General features: G+C 46.0%; 17 protein-coding genes and 1 pseudogene. 15 read left to right on the top strand and 3 right to left on the bottom strand.

Going from position 1 to position 19,440, the window contains the following annotated elements; genetic code table 11:
• Positions 1–166: 166 nt before the first annotated feature.
• Positions 167–352 (top strand): annotated as a pseudogene (locus tag AC2TDN_RS25435) (amino acid permease); the annotation flags it as partial.
• A 53-nt stretch (positions 353–405) separates the two neighbouring features.
• On the opposite strand, the gene AC2TDN_RS25440 reads toward AC2TDN_RS25435, so the two are convergent.
• Positions 406–621, bottom strand: coding sequence for an alpha/beta-type small acid-soluble spore protein (locus AC2TDN_RS25440; protein ID WP_484690593.1), 216 nt, complete (start codon positions 619–621; stop codon positions 406–408).
• A 160-nt stretch (positions 622–781) separates the two neighbouring features.
• On the opposite strand from AC2TDN_RS25440, the gene AC2TDN_RS25445 reads away from it, so the two are divergent.
• Both AC2TDN_RS25445 and AC2TDN_RS25450 read left to right on the top strand, forming a co-directional pair.
• Positions 782–1,657, top strand: coding sequence for a DMT family transporter (locus AC2TDN_RS25445; protein ID WP_484690594.1), 876 nt, complete (start codon positions 782–784; stop codon positions 1,655–1,657).
• A gap of 139 nt (positions 1,658–1,796) precedes the next feature.
• Positions 1,797–2,528, top strand: coding sequence for an MORN repeat-containing protein (locus AC2TDN_RS25450; protein WP_484690595.1), 732 nt, complete (start codon positions 1,797–1,799; stop codon positions 2,526–2,528).
• Between the two features lie 98 nt (positions 2,529–2,626).
• Here AC2TDN_RS25450 and AC2TDN_RS25455 read toward each other — a convergent pair whose 3' ends face one another.
• Complete coding sequence (locus AC2TDN_RS25455; protein WP_484690596.1) at positions 2,627–3,358, bottom strand: alpha/beta fold hydrolase; 732 nt, start codon at positions 3,356–3,358, stop codon at positions 2,627–2,629.
• Positions 3,359–3,489: 131 nt separating this feature from the next.
• On the opposite strand from AC2TDN_RS25455, the gene AC2TDN_RS25460 reads away from it, so the two are divergent.
• The 5 genes from AC2TDN_RS25460 to AC2TDN_RS25480 all read left to right on the top strand — a co-directional run bounded on the left by AC2TDN_RS25460 (position 3,490) and on the right by AC2TDN_RS25480 (position 7,201).
• Positions 3,490–4,428, top strand: a complete 939-nt coding sequence (locus tag AC2TDN_RS25460; protein ID WP_484690597.1) for a helix-turn-helix transcriptional regulator — start codon at positions 3,490–3,492, stop codon at positions 4,426–4,428.
• Positions 4,429–4,535: 107 nt separating this feature from the next.
• Complete coding sequence (locus tag AC2TDN_RS25465; RefSeq protein ID WP_484690598.1) at positions 4,536–4,805, top strand: hypothetical protein; 270 nt, start codon at positions 4,536–4,538, stop codon at positions 4,803–4,805.
• A 166-nt stretch (positions 4,806–4,971) separates the two neighbouring features.
• Complete coding sequence (locus AC2TDN_RS25470) at positions 4,972–5,592, top strand: cyclase family protein (RefSeq protein ID WP_484690599.1); 621 nt, start codon at positions 4,972–4,974, stop codon at positions 5,590–5,592.
• A gap of 695 nt (positions 5,593–6,287) precedes the next feature.
• A complete protein-coding gene (locus AC2TDN_RS25475) occupies positions 6,288–6,494 on the top strand; it encodes a hypothetical protein (RefSeq protein WP_484690600.1) in 207 nt (68 codons plus the stop codon).
• Between the two features lie 287 nt (positions 6,495–6,781).
• On the top strand, positions 6,782–7,201 hold the full coding sequence (locus tag AC2TDN_RS25480) for a GreA/GreB family elongation factor (protein ID WP_484690601.1): 420 nt from the start codon (positions 6,782–6,784) through the stop codon (positions 7,199–7,201).
• Positions 7,202–7,292: 91 nt separating this feature from the next.
• On the opposite strand, the gene arfA is transcribed toward AC2TDN_RS25480, so the two are convergent.
• Positions 7,293–8,804: an arabinosylfuranosidase ArfA gene (gene arfA / locus AC2TDN_RS25485; RefSeq protein WP_482066632.1), complete on the bottom strand. Its 1,512-nt coding sequence runs from the start codon at positions 8,802–8,804 to the stop codon at positions 7,293–7,295.
• Positions 8,805–9,072: 268 nt separating this feature from the next.
• On the opposite strand from arfA, the gene AC2TDN_RS25490 reads away from it, so the two are divergent.
• From AC2TDN_RS25490 to AC2TDN_RS25520, 7 genes are all read left to right on the top strand, one after another.
• On the top strand, positions 9,073–10,650 hold the full coding sequence (locus tag AC2TDN_RS25490) for a response regulator transcription factor (protein WP_484690602.1): 1,578 nt from the start codon (positions 9,073–9,075) through the stop codon (positions 10,648–10,650).
• Positions 10,651–10,654: 4 nt separating this feature from the next.
• Complete coding sequence (locus tag AC2TDN_RS25495; RefSeq protein WP_484690603.1) at positions 10,655–12,430, top strand: sensor histidine kinase; 1,776 nt, start codon at positions 10,655–10,657, stop codon at positions 12,428–12,430.
• A gap of 185 nt (positions 12,431–12,615) precedes the next feature.
• Positions 12,616–13,920 (top strand): ABC transporter substrate-binding protein, encoded by a 1,305-nt coding sequence (locus AC2TDN_RS25500; protein ID WP_484690604.1) that lies wholly within the window; start codon positions 12,616–12,618, stop codon positions 13,918–13,920.
• Between the two features lie 188 nt (positions 13,921–14,108).
• Positions 14,109–14,948 (top strand): carbohydrate ABC transporter permease, encoded by an 840-nt coding sequence (locus AC2TDN_RS25505; RefSeq protein ID WP_484690608.1) that lies wholly within the window; start codon positions 14,109–14,111, stop codon positions 14,946–14,948.
• On the top strand, positions 14,941–15,765 hold the full coding sequence (locus AC2TDN_RS25510) for a carbohydrate ABC transporter permease (protein WP_484690605.1): 825 nt from the start codon (positions 14,941–14,943) through the stop codon (positions 15,763–15,765). The genes AC2TDN_RS25505 and AC2TDN_RS25510 overlap by 8 nt, the downstream gene beginning before the upstream one ends.
• Before the next feature lie 77 nt (positions 15,766–15,842).
• Positions 15,843–18,887: a beta-galactosidase, LacZ type gene (gene lacZ, locus AC2TDN_RS25515; RefSeq protein WP_484690606.1), complete on the top strand. Its 3,045-nt coding sequence runs from the start codon at positions 15,843–15,845 to the stop codon at positions 18,885–18,887.
• Between the two features lie 195 nt (positions 18,888–19,082).
• Positions 19,083–19,370: a hypothetical protein gene (locus tag AC2TDN_RS25520; protein WP_484690607.1), complete on the top strand. Its 288-nt coding sequence runs from the start codon at positions 19,083–19,085 to the stop codon at positions 19,368–19,370.
• Positions 19,371–19,440 lie beyond the last annotated feature (70 nt).

Consider the following 19,440-nt stretch of genomic DNA (forward strand, 5'->3'; position numbering starts at 1 on the left):
AAACTTCACCATAAAGGTGCTCCTCTCTTTTGGGTGATGTGTTCTAGACAAACACCATTCTACCAAAGATCAGGGCACTTTTTTACGTTTTTATAAGATTTCACTTTCGAAATTCAGGTTAATTGCTCGTGAGATACAGAGCATAAGATCGATATGGAAAGATTGATTTATCGATACGATTGAATGGAAAACGGGCGAAACCGATCATATTACGATTCTCATCCCGCAATTTATTACGAAGCATTGGTGGCATTATTTTCTCCATAACCAGACCAGCTTAATGCTGAGAGCTTACCTATTCACGCAAAAAGATGTGGTCATCGCAACGGTTCCTTACCATCTTCAAAAATAGAAATAAAAAAGCCCTTCATTATCCTATTGATAATGGAGGGCTTTGGTTTTATTCTAGAAGTTGCGTTGTCCTAATTGCTGTTCAGCGATTTGGACTAATTTTTTTGTAATATATCCACCAATAGAACCTGCATCACGAGTGGATAAATTACCATTGTATCCATCTTGGGAGAACGGAACACCTAGCTGTTGTGCTGCTTCTACTTTTATTTGTGCAATTGCTGCTTTTGCTTGTGGTACTACCAACGTGTTTGAATTTTTTCTGCTCATGTAAGTTCACTCCTTCTTTGGATGTAAAGTTATTATGTCGAACCAATTGTAAATATATACAATCAACCCAAAAATTTTTCTGAAAAAAATTGAGCGGCTCTGAAGCGGTTCAAGCTTGAAATATAGATTTCGTCATGCAGACCAGAAGGGGACCTTCAACATGCAAAAGCTATCAAGAAATCAAACGATTTTTTTAATATTATTTTTAGTCATCGTCAGGGAAGTCAATTGGCCGCTCTCGAAATATGCGCTCTCGTTCATGCCGCCGGTGCTGTTTTCTGGAATAAGAACGCTACTGGGGGGCGTGCTGCTGCTCGTTATCGCAATTCCGCGATATAAACGTCTGCATTTTCGTGAAACGTGGATGATTTATGTCGTATCAGCTATCGTAAATGTCATTTTATATTATGGCTTACAGACGATTGGCCTGAAATATTTGCCGGCAGGCTTGTTTTCTGCGATTGTATTTCTGCAGCCTGTACTCGTCGGATTGTTCTCATGGCTATGGCTTGGGGAATCGATGAACGGCTTGAAAATTACGGGGCTTATTCTTGGGTTCTCGGGCGTTGGCGTAATTTGCAGCGGTGCAGGAGGCTTGTCCGGACATATTTCCGTTGCAGGCATATTACTCGCCCTTGGATCATCGCTCAGCTGGGCATTGGGCACGATTTACGTGAAGAAGAAGGGTCCAAGCGTCGATTCGATCTGGCTTGTTTCACTTCAATTAATGATCGGCGGCTTGTTCATGACCGTACTAGGCTCAAGGGTGGAAAGCTGGACTGATGTCGTTTGGACACCTGCGCTTATAATAACTCTGCTGTTTATTTCCGTGTTTGTCATCGCCATCGGGTGGTTGGTGTTCTATAAGCTGATGGACTCGGGCGAGGCGAGCAAGGTTGCATCCTTCACCTTTCTTATTCCGTTAGTCGCGATTTTAGCCGGCACGATATTTCTGGACGAACCGTTTACCGCATCGCTGCTGCTTGGTTTAGTACTCATTCTTCTCAGCATTTATTTCGTGAATCGGAAAGCATAAATGCATGTTCTATCAGGCTTCTCATCCCAAGCGGATGAGAATTTTTTTTATGGGGTTGTATCCTGTTTCAAAATCGCATATCGTGTTTATATCCTAATAGGATGAATCTAAACATATACAGAAAGGGAAGTGTTTGCCTATGAAAAAAATAACTTTTTTGGTATTCAGTTTTGTCTTGGCATTTGTCTTCACAACATCAGCTTTGGGGGGAACCACTGCCGATGCGGCCGTAAAGAAACAGTATCTTGACATCTCAGAAGATGTTTTTTACTACGGTCAAGTAAAAAATGGAAAACCGCATGGAAAAGGAACGATGAATTGGTACCAGAAAAAATCCTTTTCCGGTGATTGGGTGGATGGAAAGCGCACTGGGAGCGGCAAATACGTGCACAGGTACAAGAGCGACAACAAAGACTTTGTCATTACTTACGAAGGTCAATGGAAAAAAGACTTGAAAATAGGAAATGGCTCTTATTCTACGAAGGTTTCTGACCATAACGGAAAAGTTGAATCGCATAAGATCCAATTTGGCACTTTCGCGAACGATCGCTTTGCGGCGGGCTTCTCCGTTGCCCATACTTTAGCCGATCAGCCATATAGCTTCAATTATAAGGATGCCAAGACGAATATTCAGTTGTCCGGGACGAATGTGAATATGAGAAAAGTATGGAAGGAAGGCAAGTTCGATTCGATTCAGTATTCGAAAGATGGCGTGACGAGGGAATATTCCGTAGCTTCGAGCAAAAGCTCAGACGAGACGATCGTGAATGAAAATAAAGCTCATTTAAAATATTTGCAAAGCCTTCAGTCTGAAATGAATCTGTATCTGGATAAATGGGAGCGCTTGTCCAGAAGGGTTCCTTTGGCATAATATTTAGTTAGACGAGACAGTGTGCGAATGACTCCTTTAAATACATCAAAAACGACAAGCCTGGACAAAGTGATGATTTCCGAGGCTTGTCGTTTTTGCTATCTAGCCACATGCTTGAAGAAGTCCTGCAGCACGAGTCTCAACCCATTTGGATCGCTAAGCATCGGCAAATGCCCGGTGTCTAGATTTCGCACGAATTGCGGAGAGAGTGCGGAGATCATTTTATTTTGCAGGGACAGGCCAAATTCTTTATCCTTGTTAAGCTTCACATATAGTTTAGGAACGTCTGGAATGGGAGCATCGACACGATCTGTATATACATGAAGGGATTCAGGAATGAAGCCGTGCACGAGCTCGGCCGTTTGCTCTGGCGTAAGATCATTGCAAAGTCCAGAACGAATCGCGGACTCTGGTGGCTTCGTACCCATTTTCCGCAAAATGGCAGACAGCAGTATTCGCTTAGGGAAGGGCAGAACCGATAGAAATGAACCGCCATTACTCGGAATGGCTGCTCCAATTGCAACAAAGCCTGCCAAGCGATCAGAAAATTCGTAAGCGAGTCTAAGCGCAAGAACGCCTCCGAGCGAGTGTGCCACAATAATGAACTTCTTAACGCCCCATTGATTTATCTGTTTTTGCATATGGGTCACATAATCTGCCAATGCAAGCTCTTTCCTCGCTTCAACCGCTCCTTCTCTAAGCGGAAAATCAACCGACAAGCACGGATGCTTCATTCCTTCGATCACTTTGCTCCATACTCCGCTCTTCATTCCAGCTCCATTCACGAATACGATCCCTATCTCTTCTTGAATAAGCTCTTGTTTATTCATCGCTATTCTCCTCCGCGGATCCATGTTTATCCTTATTTATATCTTTATGATAACCGTTAAACAAGACAGTTATTGTCTTATTTATGGAATAAGATAAAATAAAAGGTATTGAGGGAGAGTGAGGGCTGCTTATGCAAAAGTCACAGCGATTAATTCAACTAATTATGATGATCAATGCGAGGAAGTCTTTTACCGTAAGGGAGCTTGCAGATGAATTTGGTCTGTCAACCCGGACCATTACAAGGGATTTGCAAGACCTGAGCGAGCTAGGCGTTCCCATCTATTCCATACAGGGCAGAGGAGGCGGCTATAAGCTGCTGCAAGAGCGATTGCTCCCGCCGATCAGCTTCTCGGAGGGCGAGGCCATCGCTATCTTTTTTGCTTGCCAGTCCTTGAACTATTTCAGCTCTTTGCCCTTCGGCGAAGGGGCTGGCTCAGCGCTTCATAAGTTTTATCATTATTTGCCGGCTGATGTAAGGGAGCAGATTGACCGCTTGAAAGATCGGGTGATGATCTACAGCCCGCACAGGCAAATGTCCCCTGACGTTCTTCAAACCCTGCTGCAGGCGATTATGATCCGCAGCGTCGCAACGATCGAATACCGCTCGGGGAGCGGCATATCGAAGCGGGATATTCAGCCTATCGGTATTTACGCGAGCTCTGGATATTGGTATTGCCCTGCCTATTGTTTTGTACGCCAAGAAGTGAGGCAATTCAGGGCTGACCGGATTCTCTCCGCCACGATCAACGAATGGATTCCTTGCCGGGAAGACATCGAACAACAAACGCTGCTGAATGTGCCGGAGAAAGACCAGTTGGAACAAATCACGCTTCTGCTCGAATTGACGGAAAAAGGGGTGTGGCTGCTCGAGTCCGAAACCCGGTTTGCTCCCTTTATTCAACGCTCCGATGCAGGCAGCGGAACAGCATCCATTCCTATTGCGGCTGAGGATATGCCTTTTTATGCGGAACGGATCTGGCAGCTTGGCGAAGATGCGAAAATTAGCGGGCCGGTTGCGGCTGTTGCTTACATGAAGCGAAAAATCGAAGCGATGCGGCTGATGTATTGAACGTTGTCAAGTACTACGGAAATATGGTACTAGGTGGAAACTCCGAACTCGTATATAGTTGGTTTATCCGAGAGTACAGTCAAGATCAAGGCTGCAGGAGGCGTGCGGTGAAGATGCTTACTACACATACCAAACAATTGCTGCAGCGAAAAGCAGCTATTTTAAAGCTACACGAAATTTACGCTTACCAGGCTGCCTATTACTTGGTTGAAGACGAAGCGCTTGCTGCCGAAGCGGCAACAAAGGCGCTCATTGCGATGCTGCAGGATGAATCCTTTTTTCAACTATCCGAGCCGCTTCAGCACAACAGGGTAAAGAAAGCCGTCATGAAGCAGGCGCTGTTGGCTAAGGCAGCTGTTTTACAGCTATCCATGTAAACCCCAATCGTCCACACTCCCAAACCCCTCAGCGGTTCTTCCAACGACAAACCTGCTTCAATAAAGCGATAACGATGCCTTCCTTCAGATCGTGCTATTCTCGAAAATGCAGCTTTTATGCTATAGTCGAATAGAGCCACAATGTCGAAGGGAGCTGTAAATCTGCGTGATTATTGATCTTACTCATCCTATTTTTCATCAAATGCCGGTATACCCAGGCGATGCGGAAACGGTACTTACGCAATCCAAGCATATTAGCAGCGATGATTACAACAATCATCAGCTGTCGATCAACATGCATGCTGGAACTCATATTGATGGTCCGATGCATTTATTGGACGTGCAGCAGTATATCGATGAGCTTCCAGTGGAGCAATTTGTTGGCGACGGCGTCTTGCTGGACGTATGTGGCGTCAGCACTATTGATTATAATGAACAATACGAAGCGTTGATCAAAGAGGGGCAAATTGTCATTGTCTATACCGGACATGGGGAGCTGTATGGCCAGCCATCGTATTTTACAGATTATCCGGTGTTAACTGCGGCGTTTGTTGATCTGCTCATTCGAAAGAAAGTAAAAATGATCGGCTTGGATACGCCTTCACCGGATAAAGATCCATTTGATATACATAAAAGCTTATTCGGCAGCAGCATTCTCATCATTGAAAACTTAAAGCATGTGCACCGGCTGAAGGGCATCCAAGCATTTGAAATCATTGCGCTGCCGCTTCGCATAAAGGCTGATTCATCCATTGCTCGCGTCATCGCGCGGGTCAAACAGGAATAGGGAGGCATTTAACGGATATGGACATTATTTATCATGGTCACTCTTGTATTCAAATTCGCGCTCTGCGCAATGCTTGTTTATTGTGATGCTACCACAGAGAAGAAACGTGATTTTTGTAGGAAAATAATATTATTCGACTTCGCGCTTCGACAACGTTTTAGTTACCGCAGAGCTATACTGAACAGGTACTATTTCATCGACAGCGGAGGGTTGCTCATGAATAATTCGAACTCAAATTTCAGAAAAAGAATTGTGTGGTTCATTAACAGTGAAATCGAGCGCGTGCTAACAAACCTAAGGAATGGGTCTGTGAATAAGGAGTATGCGCTTGGAAGCTTTAACACCCTTTATCAGATCGCCTCGTCTACGAGAGATGCCGACTCTATGATTAGCTTATGCGAGATTATGGATAAGATTAGAGAGTCTAATCATCGAACAGGCTTATTTCATTTTTCGGAAATACGCTCGGAGTCTTTTTATTGATCGAATGTCATTTTCATAGTTGATTTCAAAGAAAAGAGACCAAGTACGGTCTTTTTTTTTGATTTATCAACAAAAAAGTTTAATTATATACCCCTAATTCGGAATCGCTAATCTAATTATATTCTCATGAACCATTCCGATTCAAAAATACCGCGGCTGGTTAAGTTTCCAATATGAAAACATTAACAACCAGATTGAAAGGGGAATGAACGATGAAGAAAACGAATGAAAGCCGCAGCATAGCCAAGCTGATTTTGATCGCCATGATGAGTGTTGCTGTCGTATTTACCGCCTCGGCGTGCAATAACGACACGGATGTAAATAACAATGGCAATAGCAATGCCATTACGGAAGGAGTGAATGATACTCCAGATGCTGCGGCTGATCCGGCGGCGACAGATGAGGTCACCACTCCTTAATGCAAAGCTCGAAATGTAAAAAAAGATAGAAGAACCCTCTGCCTAGCTGCGGATAACCTCTCGTTATTCATCGCTTTGGCAGAGGGTTCTTTTTTGCTGAGCAAAACTATTATTTTGTATTTTTAAGGGCGAATGAGAGCTGTTGGACTTCTATGAGAAGTTTGATATGATGGAACAAGACCTCTTGCGTAGAGGTCTATCTGTTTATGAGGAGGAGAAGAAAATGGTTCAATCGAATGTTCATGGGTTGCTGCTGCGTAATAGGTCTCTAGGGGGTGAAGTCTACTATGAACCATAGTGTTCAGGCAGGCAGCTTTAGGGAGCGGCTTATTCATCAGCTTATCGTTCTAGGCGAAGAGAAGCATTCGTTTCTCGACGCTTATTTTCCAAAACAAGGGGTAGAGCGAAAGCAAACGCAGCAATTTCTTGCCGAGTATGTGCAATTTGTTGAAAACGAGCTTGCCGCTGTTGAGACTGGCCTGTCACCTGCCGTTTTTATCGGATGCGAGGTTACGATCGATTATATCGATTATCAAACGACGGATACGTTCAAAATCGTTTATCCGATGGATGCCGATCCGGAGCAAAATTGCATTTCATTCCTTTCGCCAGTAGGAAAGCAGCTGCTGATGAGTCGGAGAGATGAGGTTGTAAACGTTGCTACGCCGGCTGGAGCGATGAGGGTTCGCATGCTTCATATTCACTGATATGAATAACGGTTAGCGGATTGACGCTGATACTATTGTTACGTGACAAAAAAACCGCCGGATCAAATGATCCGGCGGTTTTTCGGATTGGCTAGCCTTTTTTGGTTTGAAGACGAATGACATTCCATGAAGCTTTGCCAAGCGTCGCTTTCACATATCCGTTATCCGATTTGGCGGTGCCGCGATTATGAGGGACAACGTGGCTTGGATTCGATTTGGTGTTGATTGCTTTCAAATCTTCATTTTCCAATACAATATGCTCGGTGATGCTGACCTCGCCGAAGCTGCGAACGTCGATTTCGAGCTCCAGCCCCTCCGACAAATGACGATTGACAGCAAAGATCGTCACCTCGCCCTGTTCCTCATTGTAAACGCTGATGGCTTCGAGATAAGGAACATCCGTAAAATCCTTGGAATCGTATTTAGGCGACGAAGTGATCGGTTGAAGCACGGTGCCTCTGCCGTACAGCGACGCATGAAGGTATGGATAATAAGTCGTTTGCAGCCAAAGAGGGCCCCCGTTTTCCGTCATAATCGGCGCGATCACGTTAATCAATTGCGCGATACATGCCATCTTTACACGGTCCGCATGCTTGAGCAGCGTAATGAGGAAGCAGCCTACGGCAAGAGCATCCTCAAGCGTATACACATCCTCAAACTCCGGAGGGGCTACTTGCCAGCGCTCATCGGCGCGGCTTGTCCCGATTGAATTCCATACATTCCATTCATCGAGAGAGAGCATAAGCTTCTTCTTGCTCCGCTTCTTCGCCTTCACATAATCGCAAATTGCGGTAACGCTGTAGATGAATTGATCCATATCGAGCGACTTCGCGAGGAAGTTGGATGAATCATTCTCATTGTTGTTGTAATAGGTGTGCAGCGACAAAAAGTCGACCTGATCGTAGGTGAGATCAAGCACCGTTGCTTCCCAATCCGCAAAGGTGCTCATGCCGCTCGAGGAGCTTCCGCATGCGACAAGCTCGATCGTTGGATCGACCCAGCGCATCGCTTTGGCGGTTTCGTTCGCGAGCCGTCCGTATTCGACCGCTGTTTTTGCCCCGATTTGCCACGGGCCATCCATTTCGTTGCCCAGGCACCAGGTTTTGAATTTATGCGGCTTTTTGTAGCCATGTGATATACGGAGATCGCTGTAGTAGGAGCCGAATGGATGATTGCAATATTCAACGAGATTGCGGGCTGCATCTACGCCGCGTGTGCCGAGATTGACGGCCATCATGACCTCCGAGCCGACCAGCTTCGCCCAATCCGCAAATTCATTTGTTCCCATTTCATTCGTTTCGGTCGTCCACCATGCGAGCTCAAGCAGCCTTCTGCGCTCTGCCTTGGGACCAACGCCGTCCTCCCAATTGTAGCCGGACACAAAGTTGCCGCCTGGGTAACGTATGATCGGAACATTTAAGGACCGAATCGCCTCCAGCGCATCGCGTCGGAAGCCATTCTCGTCAGCGGTAGGATGGCTGGGCTCATAGATGCCCCCGTAAACGGCACGCCCCAAGTGCTCGATAAAGGAGCCGTAAAGCCTGGGATCAACCTCTGAGACGGTAAAGTTTTTATCGATAAGCATCGTTGATTTCATAGACATGTAACAAGAACCTCCTAGTTGAATTAATTAATCAATTAATTCATAAGCGTTGATTTCGTATATAATATTTATCATAATAAATAAACACATGCAATAAGGTGGATATGAATTGTATTAGGATTAACTAAATTACTAATTATAAAAAGCGGATGTGGAAATGTATTTAGGCTTCGGCAATTACGATCAGGATATTGTCGTTCGCAGCTTTTACGAGTAAGTGGCTTTTCAGCAAGCAAGGAAAAAAGCTTTTGAAAGCGGAGGTAAAAGGATGACTCTTTCATGTCGCGTACTTATCGTGGATGATGAAATATTAGCCAGACAAGGGATCAAGCATCTGCTGAATTGGGAGAATGAGGGCGTTGAAATTGTCGGAGAGGCGTCCAACGGCAAAGAGGCGCTTGAGCTGATCGAGCAACTGGAGCCCCATATCGTCATTACGGACATCGTCATGCCCATTATGGGGGGAGAGGAGCTGACCCGTGTAATTAAGACGAGGTTCCCGGAAATCGAAGTCATTATTTTAAGCAGCTTTGGCGAATTTGATTACGTAAGGTCAACCTTTCAAAGCGGCGTAGCCGATTATATATTAAAGCCGAAGCTGGAGGCCATTCAGCTGCTTGAAATCGTGAAGCGCACAGCCCGGAAAATTCCTTCCTTGAAGCTGGTTGAAGCTGACGATGAGGCTGGGGTGTCCATCAAGCTGGTGCTCGATAAGCTCATCTCAGGCTATGAGGTCGATATAGAGGGCACGGTAATTTCGGAAGCGATTCCACATAATGGATTCAGATTGCTGGGAGCTGATTTGAAGCTGCTGGCGGGCAAGGGGAGAGAGCGGCATACCGATTCGAAGTGGCTGGATGCAATAACGGATGAGCTCGATGCCAGCTTGCCGCATGCGGTTTATTTTCAGCTGCCTACTGAACCGAATACGGTCGTTGTGCTCGTTAACCTTGATAATCGCGAACAGGATCTTTTGACCGGCATAGCTCGAAAGCTTGCAGCAAGAACTGGGGAGCAGCTTCCCGAGATTGGTTGGACGATTGGCGAACGATTTACCGACTTGAGAGAGCTTGGAGCCAACTATAAGGACAGCTTTCTGAAAATAAACGCATACCGCTACTTTCTTCCGGCATCCCAGCATTTGATCATTCATGGCGAGCTGCCGGCAACAAAAGGCGAGGCACGCCCCTTTAATATGACTTCCTTCACTGAGCTGATGAACCGAAGGCAATTCGAAGAAGCGTTTACTAGGCTGCTTGCGCATGTGAATGATGCAGCGAGCCAATATAAAACCGATGTCTTCGAATTTAAGTCTTTTTTGGGCAACGTTATATTTAATATTACGATCTTGTTAGGCCGTCTGGAATCCAATATAAAAAAGCTGGATGAAGCCAAATACACTTATTTCAAATCGATCGGAGAATCGACGCATGTAAGCGAGGCTCTTTCACTACTACATTCCTTTATAGCGGAAGCGAGTGACGTTATAAAAACGAGAGGTACAGCGAACAGCAATCCGAATATGGCGCAGCTGCTTCATTTTATACAGGAGCACTATGCCGAGCCTCTGAGCTTGACGGAAATTGCGAAGCATTTCCACTTTAATCCATCGTACCTGTCGAGTTATTTCACATCGCATAATAAGGAAGGCTTTAGCGAATATTTGAACAAGATTAGAGTGGAGAAGGCAGCAGAGCTTTTGCAGCAGGATACGGCTTCGATCTCCGAAATTAGCGGAATGGTTGGATATTCGGACCATAGCTATTTTACGAAAGTGTTTAAGAAATTAACGGGCTTGTCGCCGAGCCATTACAGAAAACAATACACAGGCAAAAAGAGGGAATAGCGCCATGAGAGGCTTTTTGGACAAGTTTAAATATCACGGCCTTTTTATCAAAATGTTTATCGTTACGCTGGTCAGCATCGTTTCTGTAGCACTCCTTACTTCGATTGTAATGATACAGATGTCGGAGCGTCTGTTCATGAATACATTCAGCATTACGAACTCGAAGATCATTAGCCAAATTCAAACGAATTTTGAATCTTTCAACTATTCCGTCGTAACGGCGTCTAACAATGTGCTGCAAAATGGCGCGATCAAAGGTTTTTTGACGAAGCCGGATATGGATTCGCTTTCCACGATGTACAGCTACTATTCGGCGAGCCAGCAGATGAAGCGAATTCAATCCAATGTAGCAGCGTATCCGGTTACGATTACAATCGTGGGCATCAATAAGAAGAGCCACTCGACGGACAGCTCGTATTGGCCCAAATCATTGGACAAGCTGAAAAACAGCATGTTGACCGTGAATACGCTAGTCCAGCCTAAGAAGCTTATTTATCAATTGGATAAACAATCTGTTGCCGGTTCTTCGGATGAAGATCCGGCTATCGTTGCTTCAAGGGCGTTAATGGAGCGCACCAGCGGCAACCCGTACGGCATTCTTTATTTTGCGATAAGAGAGAGCGATTTTAAACGGTTTTATTCGAGCTTTACCAGCAAAGGCAATGACGTAGTTATTTTGGATCGTGCGGGCATTGTTATATCCAGCAACCGCCATGAGCTTATTGGCAATAAAGAGAGTAGTCTGCTTGGCTACGCCAAAGAAATAGAAGAGCAGAAGCTAAGCTTTAAAGATGTAAGCGTGATAGGACGAAGCAGTCTGGTGCTGTCCAATTATTTGCCGGTTTATGATTTTTATTTGGTCAATCTCATCGACAAGCAGGAAGTGCTGAGCGATATGGTCGATTTCAAGACGGTCGCGCTTATTTGCGTTGCGATTGTATTCGTTGCCCTTTTCATCGTATTTCTGATTTCGAGAAGATTGACGAAATCGTTGACGATGCTGGCCAAACAAATGTCAGGCATTACGGAAAATAACTTCGATAACTATATAACCGTGACAGGCAGCCATGAGATCAAGGAGCTTGGGAATGCCTATAACTATATGCTCGTTGAGTTGAATGATTATATTAAGAAGCTGATTGAAACGCAGAAAAATCAACGCAACGCCGAGCTTTCCGCTCTGCAAATGCAGATTAACCCTCATTTCCTCTATAACACGCTGGCATCAGTCAAAATATTGGTGCAGCAGGGCAACAAGGAGAAGGCAGCAGCTACGATCAACGCGCTCATATCGCTTTTGCAAAATACGGTAAGCAACATCAGCGAGACGATCAGCGTAGCTCAGGAGCTCGTTAATTTGAAAAACTACGTTTTTATTAACCATGTACGGTATGGCGAGCAGATACTAGTTAATTATTTTGTTTCCGATGATTGCTACGGCTATCACATTCCAAAGCTCATCATCCAGCCTTTTATTGAAAATGCCTTCTTTCACGCTTTCCAAGACCGAAACGAAGGGCATATTTATGTACTTATTTCGCGCGAGGAGGATGCATTGGTATGCGAGGTCGTCGATAACGGCGTAGGGATGAGCGGGTATGACCATGAGAATCCTGATCACGCTTCGATTAGAACGAGCCATTTCTTCTCAGGCATCGGCATTCGCAACGTACATGACCGCATAGCGCTGCTCTATGGAGAAGCATTTGGTGTTGAAATCGTGAGCGATGTTGGCGATGGAACGAGAGTGAAAATTAGATTGCCACTGAAGAAGATCTAAAGAAAGTACCAATTAACAAATTAATTTCTAATTACATATTAACGATGGGGAAGGTAACAATAGAATGACAAATCCGCACAAATATATTGCTAACGAGTCATTTTCACGAGTTGCTATAATGAATCTTGTTAGCCGGCAAACGCTTTCAGAAATAAGCAAACAGCTACTAAAAGGGGTTGAAGGTATTGAAAAAATTACTCGCCATTATGCTAGCCAGCTTCGTGCTGCTAACAGCATGCGGCAAAGAAAACAATGCACCAAATGCGAATGAAGGCGGTACGCCTGCTGAAGGAACAAAGGAAATTACGGTTTGGGCTTGGGATAAAGTATTTAATATCGGAGCGATGGAGCGTGCAAGCGAAGCTTACAAGGCTAAAAATCCGGATTCCGATTTGAAAGTAAATATTATAGAAAACGCACAGGCTGATATTATTCAAAAATTGAACGCAGGCCTAAACGCGGGTACAACAAAAAGCCTGCCGACAATCGTATTGATCGAGGACTACCGTGCTCAAAGCTTCCTGCAAGCTTATCCGGAAGCATTCTTCGAGCTAACGGATTTCATAAATCCAGCTGATTTCGCTGAGTACAAAATCGGGCCGACTAGCGTGGACGGCAAGCAATATGGCGTTCCATTCGACTCTGGCGTAGCGGGATTGTACGTGAGAAGCGACTACTTAGAGGAAGCAGGCTTCAAAACGGCTGACCTGCAGGATATTGACTGGCAGAAATTAATCGAAATTGGTAAAGCAGTGAAAGCAAAAACAGGCAAAGCGCTGCTTACGCAAGATCCTAATGATCTTGGCCTTATTCGTATGATGATTCAATCGGCAGGCTCTTGGTACTTGAAGGAGGACGGCACAACGCCTAACCTTGCCGGCAATGACGTGCTGAAGGAAGCATTCGAGACTTACAAAGAGCTAATGAACGCGGATATCGTGAAGGTGACTTCGGACTGGAGTCAATTCGTTGGTGCATTCAACAGCGAAGAAGTAGCTAGCGTGCCTACAGGCAACTGGATTACCGCTTCGGTTAAAGCAGAAGCATCGCAATCAGGCAAATGGGCTGTCGTTCCATTCCCTAAACTCGCGAAAGCGCCAAATGCCGTTCACGCATCCAACCTAGGCGGCAGCTCTTGGTATGTTATGAACGTTGACGGCAAAGAAGCAGCGGCAGAATTTTTGAAACAAACGTTTGGCTCTGACGTTGATCTTTATCAGAAGCTTGTGACGGAAATCGGCGCTATCGGTACGCTCAAAGCAGCAGCTGCTGGCGATGCTTACAAGCAGCCTGATCCATTTTTCGGCGGTCAAAAAGTAGTCGAGGATTTCGCGAAATGGACAGAGCAAATTCCGCGCGTTAACTACGGCATGCATACGTATGCGGTTGAAGATATTCTCGTTGTCGAAATGCAAAATTACCTCGGCGGCAAAGAAATCGACAAAGCTTTGAGCGACGCTCAGGCGCAAGCGGAAACACAAGTTAAATAAATAAGTCATACGGCAATCAAATAAAACCTGGGGCTTCTCCTTCTCCTGATTCGTAAGCTGTTATTCCGGCAGCAGGAGCGCTGGGGAAGTTCCCAAGGTTTTATTTCCGTAAAGAAAGGGGTTAGGCTAACGTGAAAGCAGCGAGGCCTGGCGTAAATATTCGCACAAGAGCCAATTTGACTGGCTGGATGTTCGTCATTCTAGCCGTAATCATGATTGCGGCGTTCTATTTTTATCCGATGATTCAAGCGCTCCTATTGTCCTTTAAATCCGGCAAAGGCATGAATTTATCGTTTGTCGGCTTCGATAACTACGTTCGTCTGTTCAGTGATAAAACATTTTTAACTGCGGTTAAGAATACGTTCGTTTATTTAATTATCCAAGTGCCTGTCATGATTGTTCTGGCTATGTTCATATCCGTTCTACTCAACGACAGCAAATTGAAATTTAAAGGTTTTTTCCGAACGGCGATTTTCTTGCCGGCTGTTACCTCTCTCGTAGCTTATTCTGTCATCTTCAAATACTTGTTCGCTACGGAAGGTTTGGTCAATAAGCTGCTGATCAATCTTCATTTGATCGGAACTCCCATTCAGTGGATTACCGATCCATTCTGGGCAAAGGTGACGGTTATTATCGCAATCACATGGCGCTGGACGGGCTATAATATGATTTTCTACTTGTCAGCGCTTCAAAATATCGATCATTCGATCTACGAGGCTGCGAAGATTGACGGCGCTTCGTCAACGAGACAATTTTTTGGCATTACTGTACCGCTGCTTAAGCCGATTATTTTGTTTACTTCGATTACGTCCACCATCGGTACGCTGCAGCTGTTTGATGAAGTTGTTAATATTACGAAGGGCGGACCGGGTAATGCCTCCATGTCCATCTCGCAATATATTTACAATCTTTCCTTCAAATATTCGTCCGATTTTGGCTATGCGGCAACCGTGTCGTATTCGATCGTAATTATGATCATCATATTGGCGTTCATTCAGTTTAAGGCGGCAGGTGATAAAAATGGATAAATTAAAACGTGTGTTTGTTTATATTTTTCTAAGCGTCGCTGCATTTGTCTCCATCTTTCCGTTTCTATGGATGTTGGTCAGCGCGACTAACAAGTCGGCTGATGTCACGAAGGGAAGATTGCTGCCCGGCAGCCAGCTTATCGAAAATATTAACACCTTGTTTAGTACGGTCGATATCGTGCCCGCGCTGCTCAACTCGGCAAAAATCTCCATAACGACAACAGTGCTCGCCATGGTCATCGCATCGTTAGCCGGCTACGGCTTTGAAATTTACAGGAGCAAGGCGAAAGACGTCGTATTTACGATCCTGCTGCTCTCGATGATGATCCCGTTCGCAGCGATCATGGTTCCGTTGTATCAAATGTTTGCAGGACTATCGCAGGCGATTCCGTTTATCGGTTTGGACACGCTCTCTGGCGTCGTGCTGCCGACCTTTACGACTGCGTTTCTTATTTTCTTCTTCCGTCAAAATACGAAAATGTTTCCGCGCGAGCTGCTTGAAGCGGGCCGGATCGATGGACTAAACGAAATAAGCCTTTTCTTCCGCATCTTCATGCCAACGATGAAGACGACCTACGCGGCAGCAGGCATTATTACGTTTATGTCGAGCTGGAACAACTACCTATGGCCGCTCATCGTATTGCAATCGCCGGAGAAAAAAACGATTCCGATGCTGATTTCGAATTTGGGGTCCAGCTACTCGCCGGACTACGGCATTATAATGACCGCGATCGTCATTTCGACCATTCCGACCGCGCTTGTGTTCTTCCTTATGCAGAAGCATTTTGTAGCAGGGATGACAGGCTCGGTAAAATAAAGCAAGAGCAAAGTCAGGCGGCTGCACGCTTTATGCGCGGCTGCCTGGCTTTTAAATCAAGTTAAGGGGAAAATGTTATGAATGAGATTAAGCCGAACATAAACTGGCTCACCGATGTGAGCGTATTTGCTGTGAACCGATTGCCTGCACACTCCGATCACCGTTATTACGAATCGCTAGAGGAAGCGGCGGCGTTTGCGCCGATGGCCCTCCGTCATGACTTGAACGGGAGCTGGAAATTCAGCTATTCCGTGAAGCCTGCTGATCGTCCTGAGCGATTTTTCCAGCAGGATTATGATTGCGATGGCTGGAGAGATATCGAGGTGCCGGGACATATTCAATTGCAGGGCTATGGCAAGCCGCAATACGTCAATACGATGTACCCTTGGGACGGACATAACGATATTCGTCCACCAGCAATTCCAGAGGATCATAACCCGGTTGGCAGCTATGTGAAGTACTTTCATATGCCTGACAATATGAAGGGCAAGCCTGTATATATTTCTTTTCAAGGGGTAGAATCGGCCTTTTATTTGTGGCTGAACGGCGAATTTGTCGGCTATAGCGAGGATAGCTTTACGCCGTCTGAGTTTGAGCTTTCACCGTTTCTGCTGGAAGGCGAGAACAAGCTCGCTGTTGAAGTGTACCAACGGAGTACGGGCAGCTGGCTGGAGGATCAGGATTTTTGGCGTTTCTCGGGTATTTTCCGCGACGTTTATTTATATACCGTTCCTAGCATTCATGTCCGCGATCTGTTTGTTCATGCCGAGCTTGATCAAGCTTATACAAGCGGCAGTCTTCGCGCCGATCTTAAGCTTACCGCTGCTGGGCAGCGCTATAGCGCTAAGCTTGAACTAAAGGACGCTGATGGACATATAGTCGGGACAGCATCTTCGGAATCATCAGCGAGCGATGCGTTGACGTTATCGCTTAATGCTGGGAAAGTAACGGCATGGAGCGCCGAAAAGCCTTATTTGTATGTTCTTTATCTATCTGTCTATGACCAGTCAGGAAAGCTAATTGAGGCGATTCCGCAGCGGGTCGGCTTCCGCAAATTTGAAATGATCAATAAGGTCATGCATCTAAACGGCAAGCGGATCGTATTCAAGGGCGTTAACCGCCATGAGTTCAACAGCCGCAGAGGCCGGGCGATTACGAAGGAGGATATGCTGTGGGATATTGCTGCGCTTAAGCGCAACAATCTGAACGCGGTTCGAACCTCACATTATCCGAATCAATCGCTGTGGTACGAGCTTTGTGATATTTACGGCGTCTATGTCATTGATGAAATGAACCTGGAAACGCATGGCTCATGGCAGAAGATGGGGGCTGTCGAGCCTTCGTGGAACATCCCGGAAAACAAGCCGGAATGGCAGCCCATCGTGATGGATCGGGCGATTTCCATGGTGGAGCGCGACAAGAACCATCCTTCGATACTCATTTGGTCGGTCGGCAATGAAGCGTATGCAGGCGAGGTACTGCTGAACGTATCGAATTATTTCCGCGAGACGGACCCGAGCAGACTCGTTCATTATGAAGGGGTATTCCATAACCGCAAGTACAATGACACAAGCGATATGGAGAGCCGCATGTATGCGAAGCCGGCTGATATCGAGCAATATTTGAATGATAACCCGCAGAAGCCTTATATTAGCTGCGAATATATGCACGCCATGGGCAATTCGGTAGGCGGCATGCACAAATATACGGAGCTGGAGCAGAAATACGCGATGTATCAAGGCGGCTTCATTTGGGATTATATCGATCAAGTAATTGTGAAAAAGGATCGCTATGGCAAAGAGTTTCTTGCTTTCGGCGGCGATTTTGGAGATCGGGCTACCGATTATAATTTCTGTACGAACGGCATCGTGTATGCTGACCGCAAGGAATCGCCAAAGATGCAAGAGGTGAAGTTCCTCTACCAGTACATCAAGCTGATTCCTGACCGCCAAGGCGTGAAGGTCATCAATGAGAACCTGTTCGAAGGTGCGGATGCCTATTATATGGTCATTTCGCTTCAACATGAGGGCAAGGAAATTTTCCGGAGTAACATGGATGTGGATGTGGCTGCGCAAAGCGAGACGTATTTACCGTTGGAGCTGCCAGCAGTTGATGTGCCAGGCGAGTATGCGCTTCATGCTTCGCTCCATTTGAAGGAGAAGACGCTGTGGGCGGATGCGGGATATGAAACTTCGTTTGGACAATATGTATTTGTGATTGAAGCAGGTTTAGTAGGTGCAGTGTCCACACTGCCTAATGATTCGCTTCGAGTGGTGGAGGGAGATGTCAATATCGGCGTTCATGGCCGAGATTTCAGCATCATGTTCTCCAAGCAGGCAGGGACGCTCATTTCGTTGAACTATGCAGGCAGAGAGATGATTGCGATTCCGCCGGCTCCATTATTTTGGCGGGCGACGACGGACAATGACAAGGGCTTTGCCCTTGGCTTTGACTCTGGCGCTTGGTTCGCGGCCAGCTTAACGCGCAAATGCATCGGTGTGGAGCTGACTGAGCAGGAAGGCAGCGCCACAGTTGCATTCCAGTACAAGCTGAGCATAAGCGCTGAGGTTCTCGTCACCGTTGCATACAAGGTGCTTGCTGATGGAAGCTTGAGCGTCACATCGCGCTACAAAGGCGCAGAAGGATTGCCGAAGCTGCCGACATTCGCCTTGTCATTCAAGGTATCGGCTGATTATTGCCATTTGGATTGGTATGCGATGGGTCCCGAAGAGAACTACATTGACCGCGCCTTTGGTGCACGGCTGGGCGTATTCCAAAATGATGCCGCCGATAACGTATCCGGCTACGTAGTTCCTCAGGAATCGGGCAACCGCACAGGCGTACGACGTGTAAGCATCACGAATGACGATGGCCGCGGCATTCGGATTACAGCGCCTGCATCGCAGCCAGTCGAATGCAACATTTCGCCGTATACCGCATTCGAGCTGGAAAATGCTTATCATCATTACGAGCTGCCGCCTGTTCACTATACGGTCGTAACGGTAGCTGGCAGACAGATGGGCGTTGGCGGTGACGACAGCTGGGGCGCGCCCGTGCATGACGAGTATTTGATCCATGCGAATCAAGATTTGACGTTTGTTTTCAACATTGATCGTTTGTAAAATAGATAAAAAGCATGAGGAGGGCACTGGAAAAAGGTTTTTTTCAGTGCCCTTTTTACATGTCAGGCAAGCTTATTATGCAGCGGATCTTCCAGTGGATTTTAGCGAATCTTTCAGTGGATATTTTCAGTACTCTTTTCTTTGACAGGAGAGCGATTTATGCTGTGGCTCTCTCTCCGCTGGGTGGGGGGATTTATGCAGCAGACGCTTTGCTTCTACTTAATGAGGCGGCTCAAGATCTCTTTCTACTCCGTGCATGCTGCCGCCTTGCGGCTGTGTTTGCTTGCAGCAGTGTGTGCTGCCGCCCTTGCGCTGTGCTTGCTTGCAGCAGTGCATGCTGCCGCCCTTGCAGCTGATTTAAGTAAATTAAAGGGAAAAACTCCCGTTAAATCACGTGATTTTGGCCGAAAATCAAGATTAGATGGATTTTCTCAGACTGTTGAGAAAGTCATAATATATCGTCAAATTAACGCGTTAATTTGATATAATAAAGTAACACTATTTATTCTGGAAAGGCGTGAGTTCTTTGCTCAATCGTAAGTCACCTCATCCC

This window comes from Paenibacillus sp. Y660, from assembly GCF_057221575.1.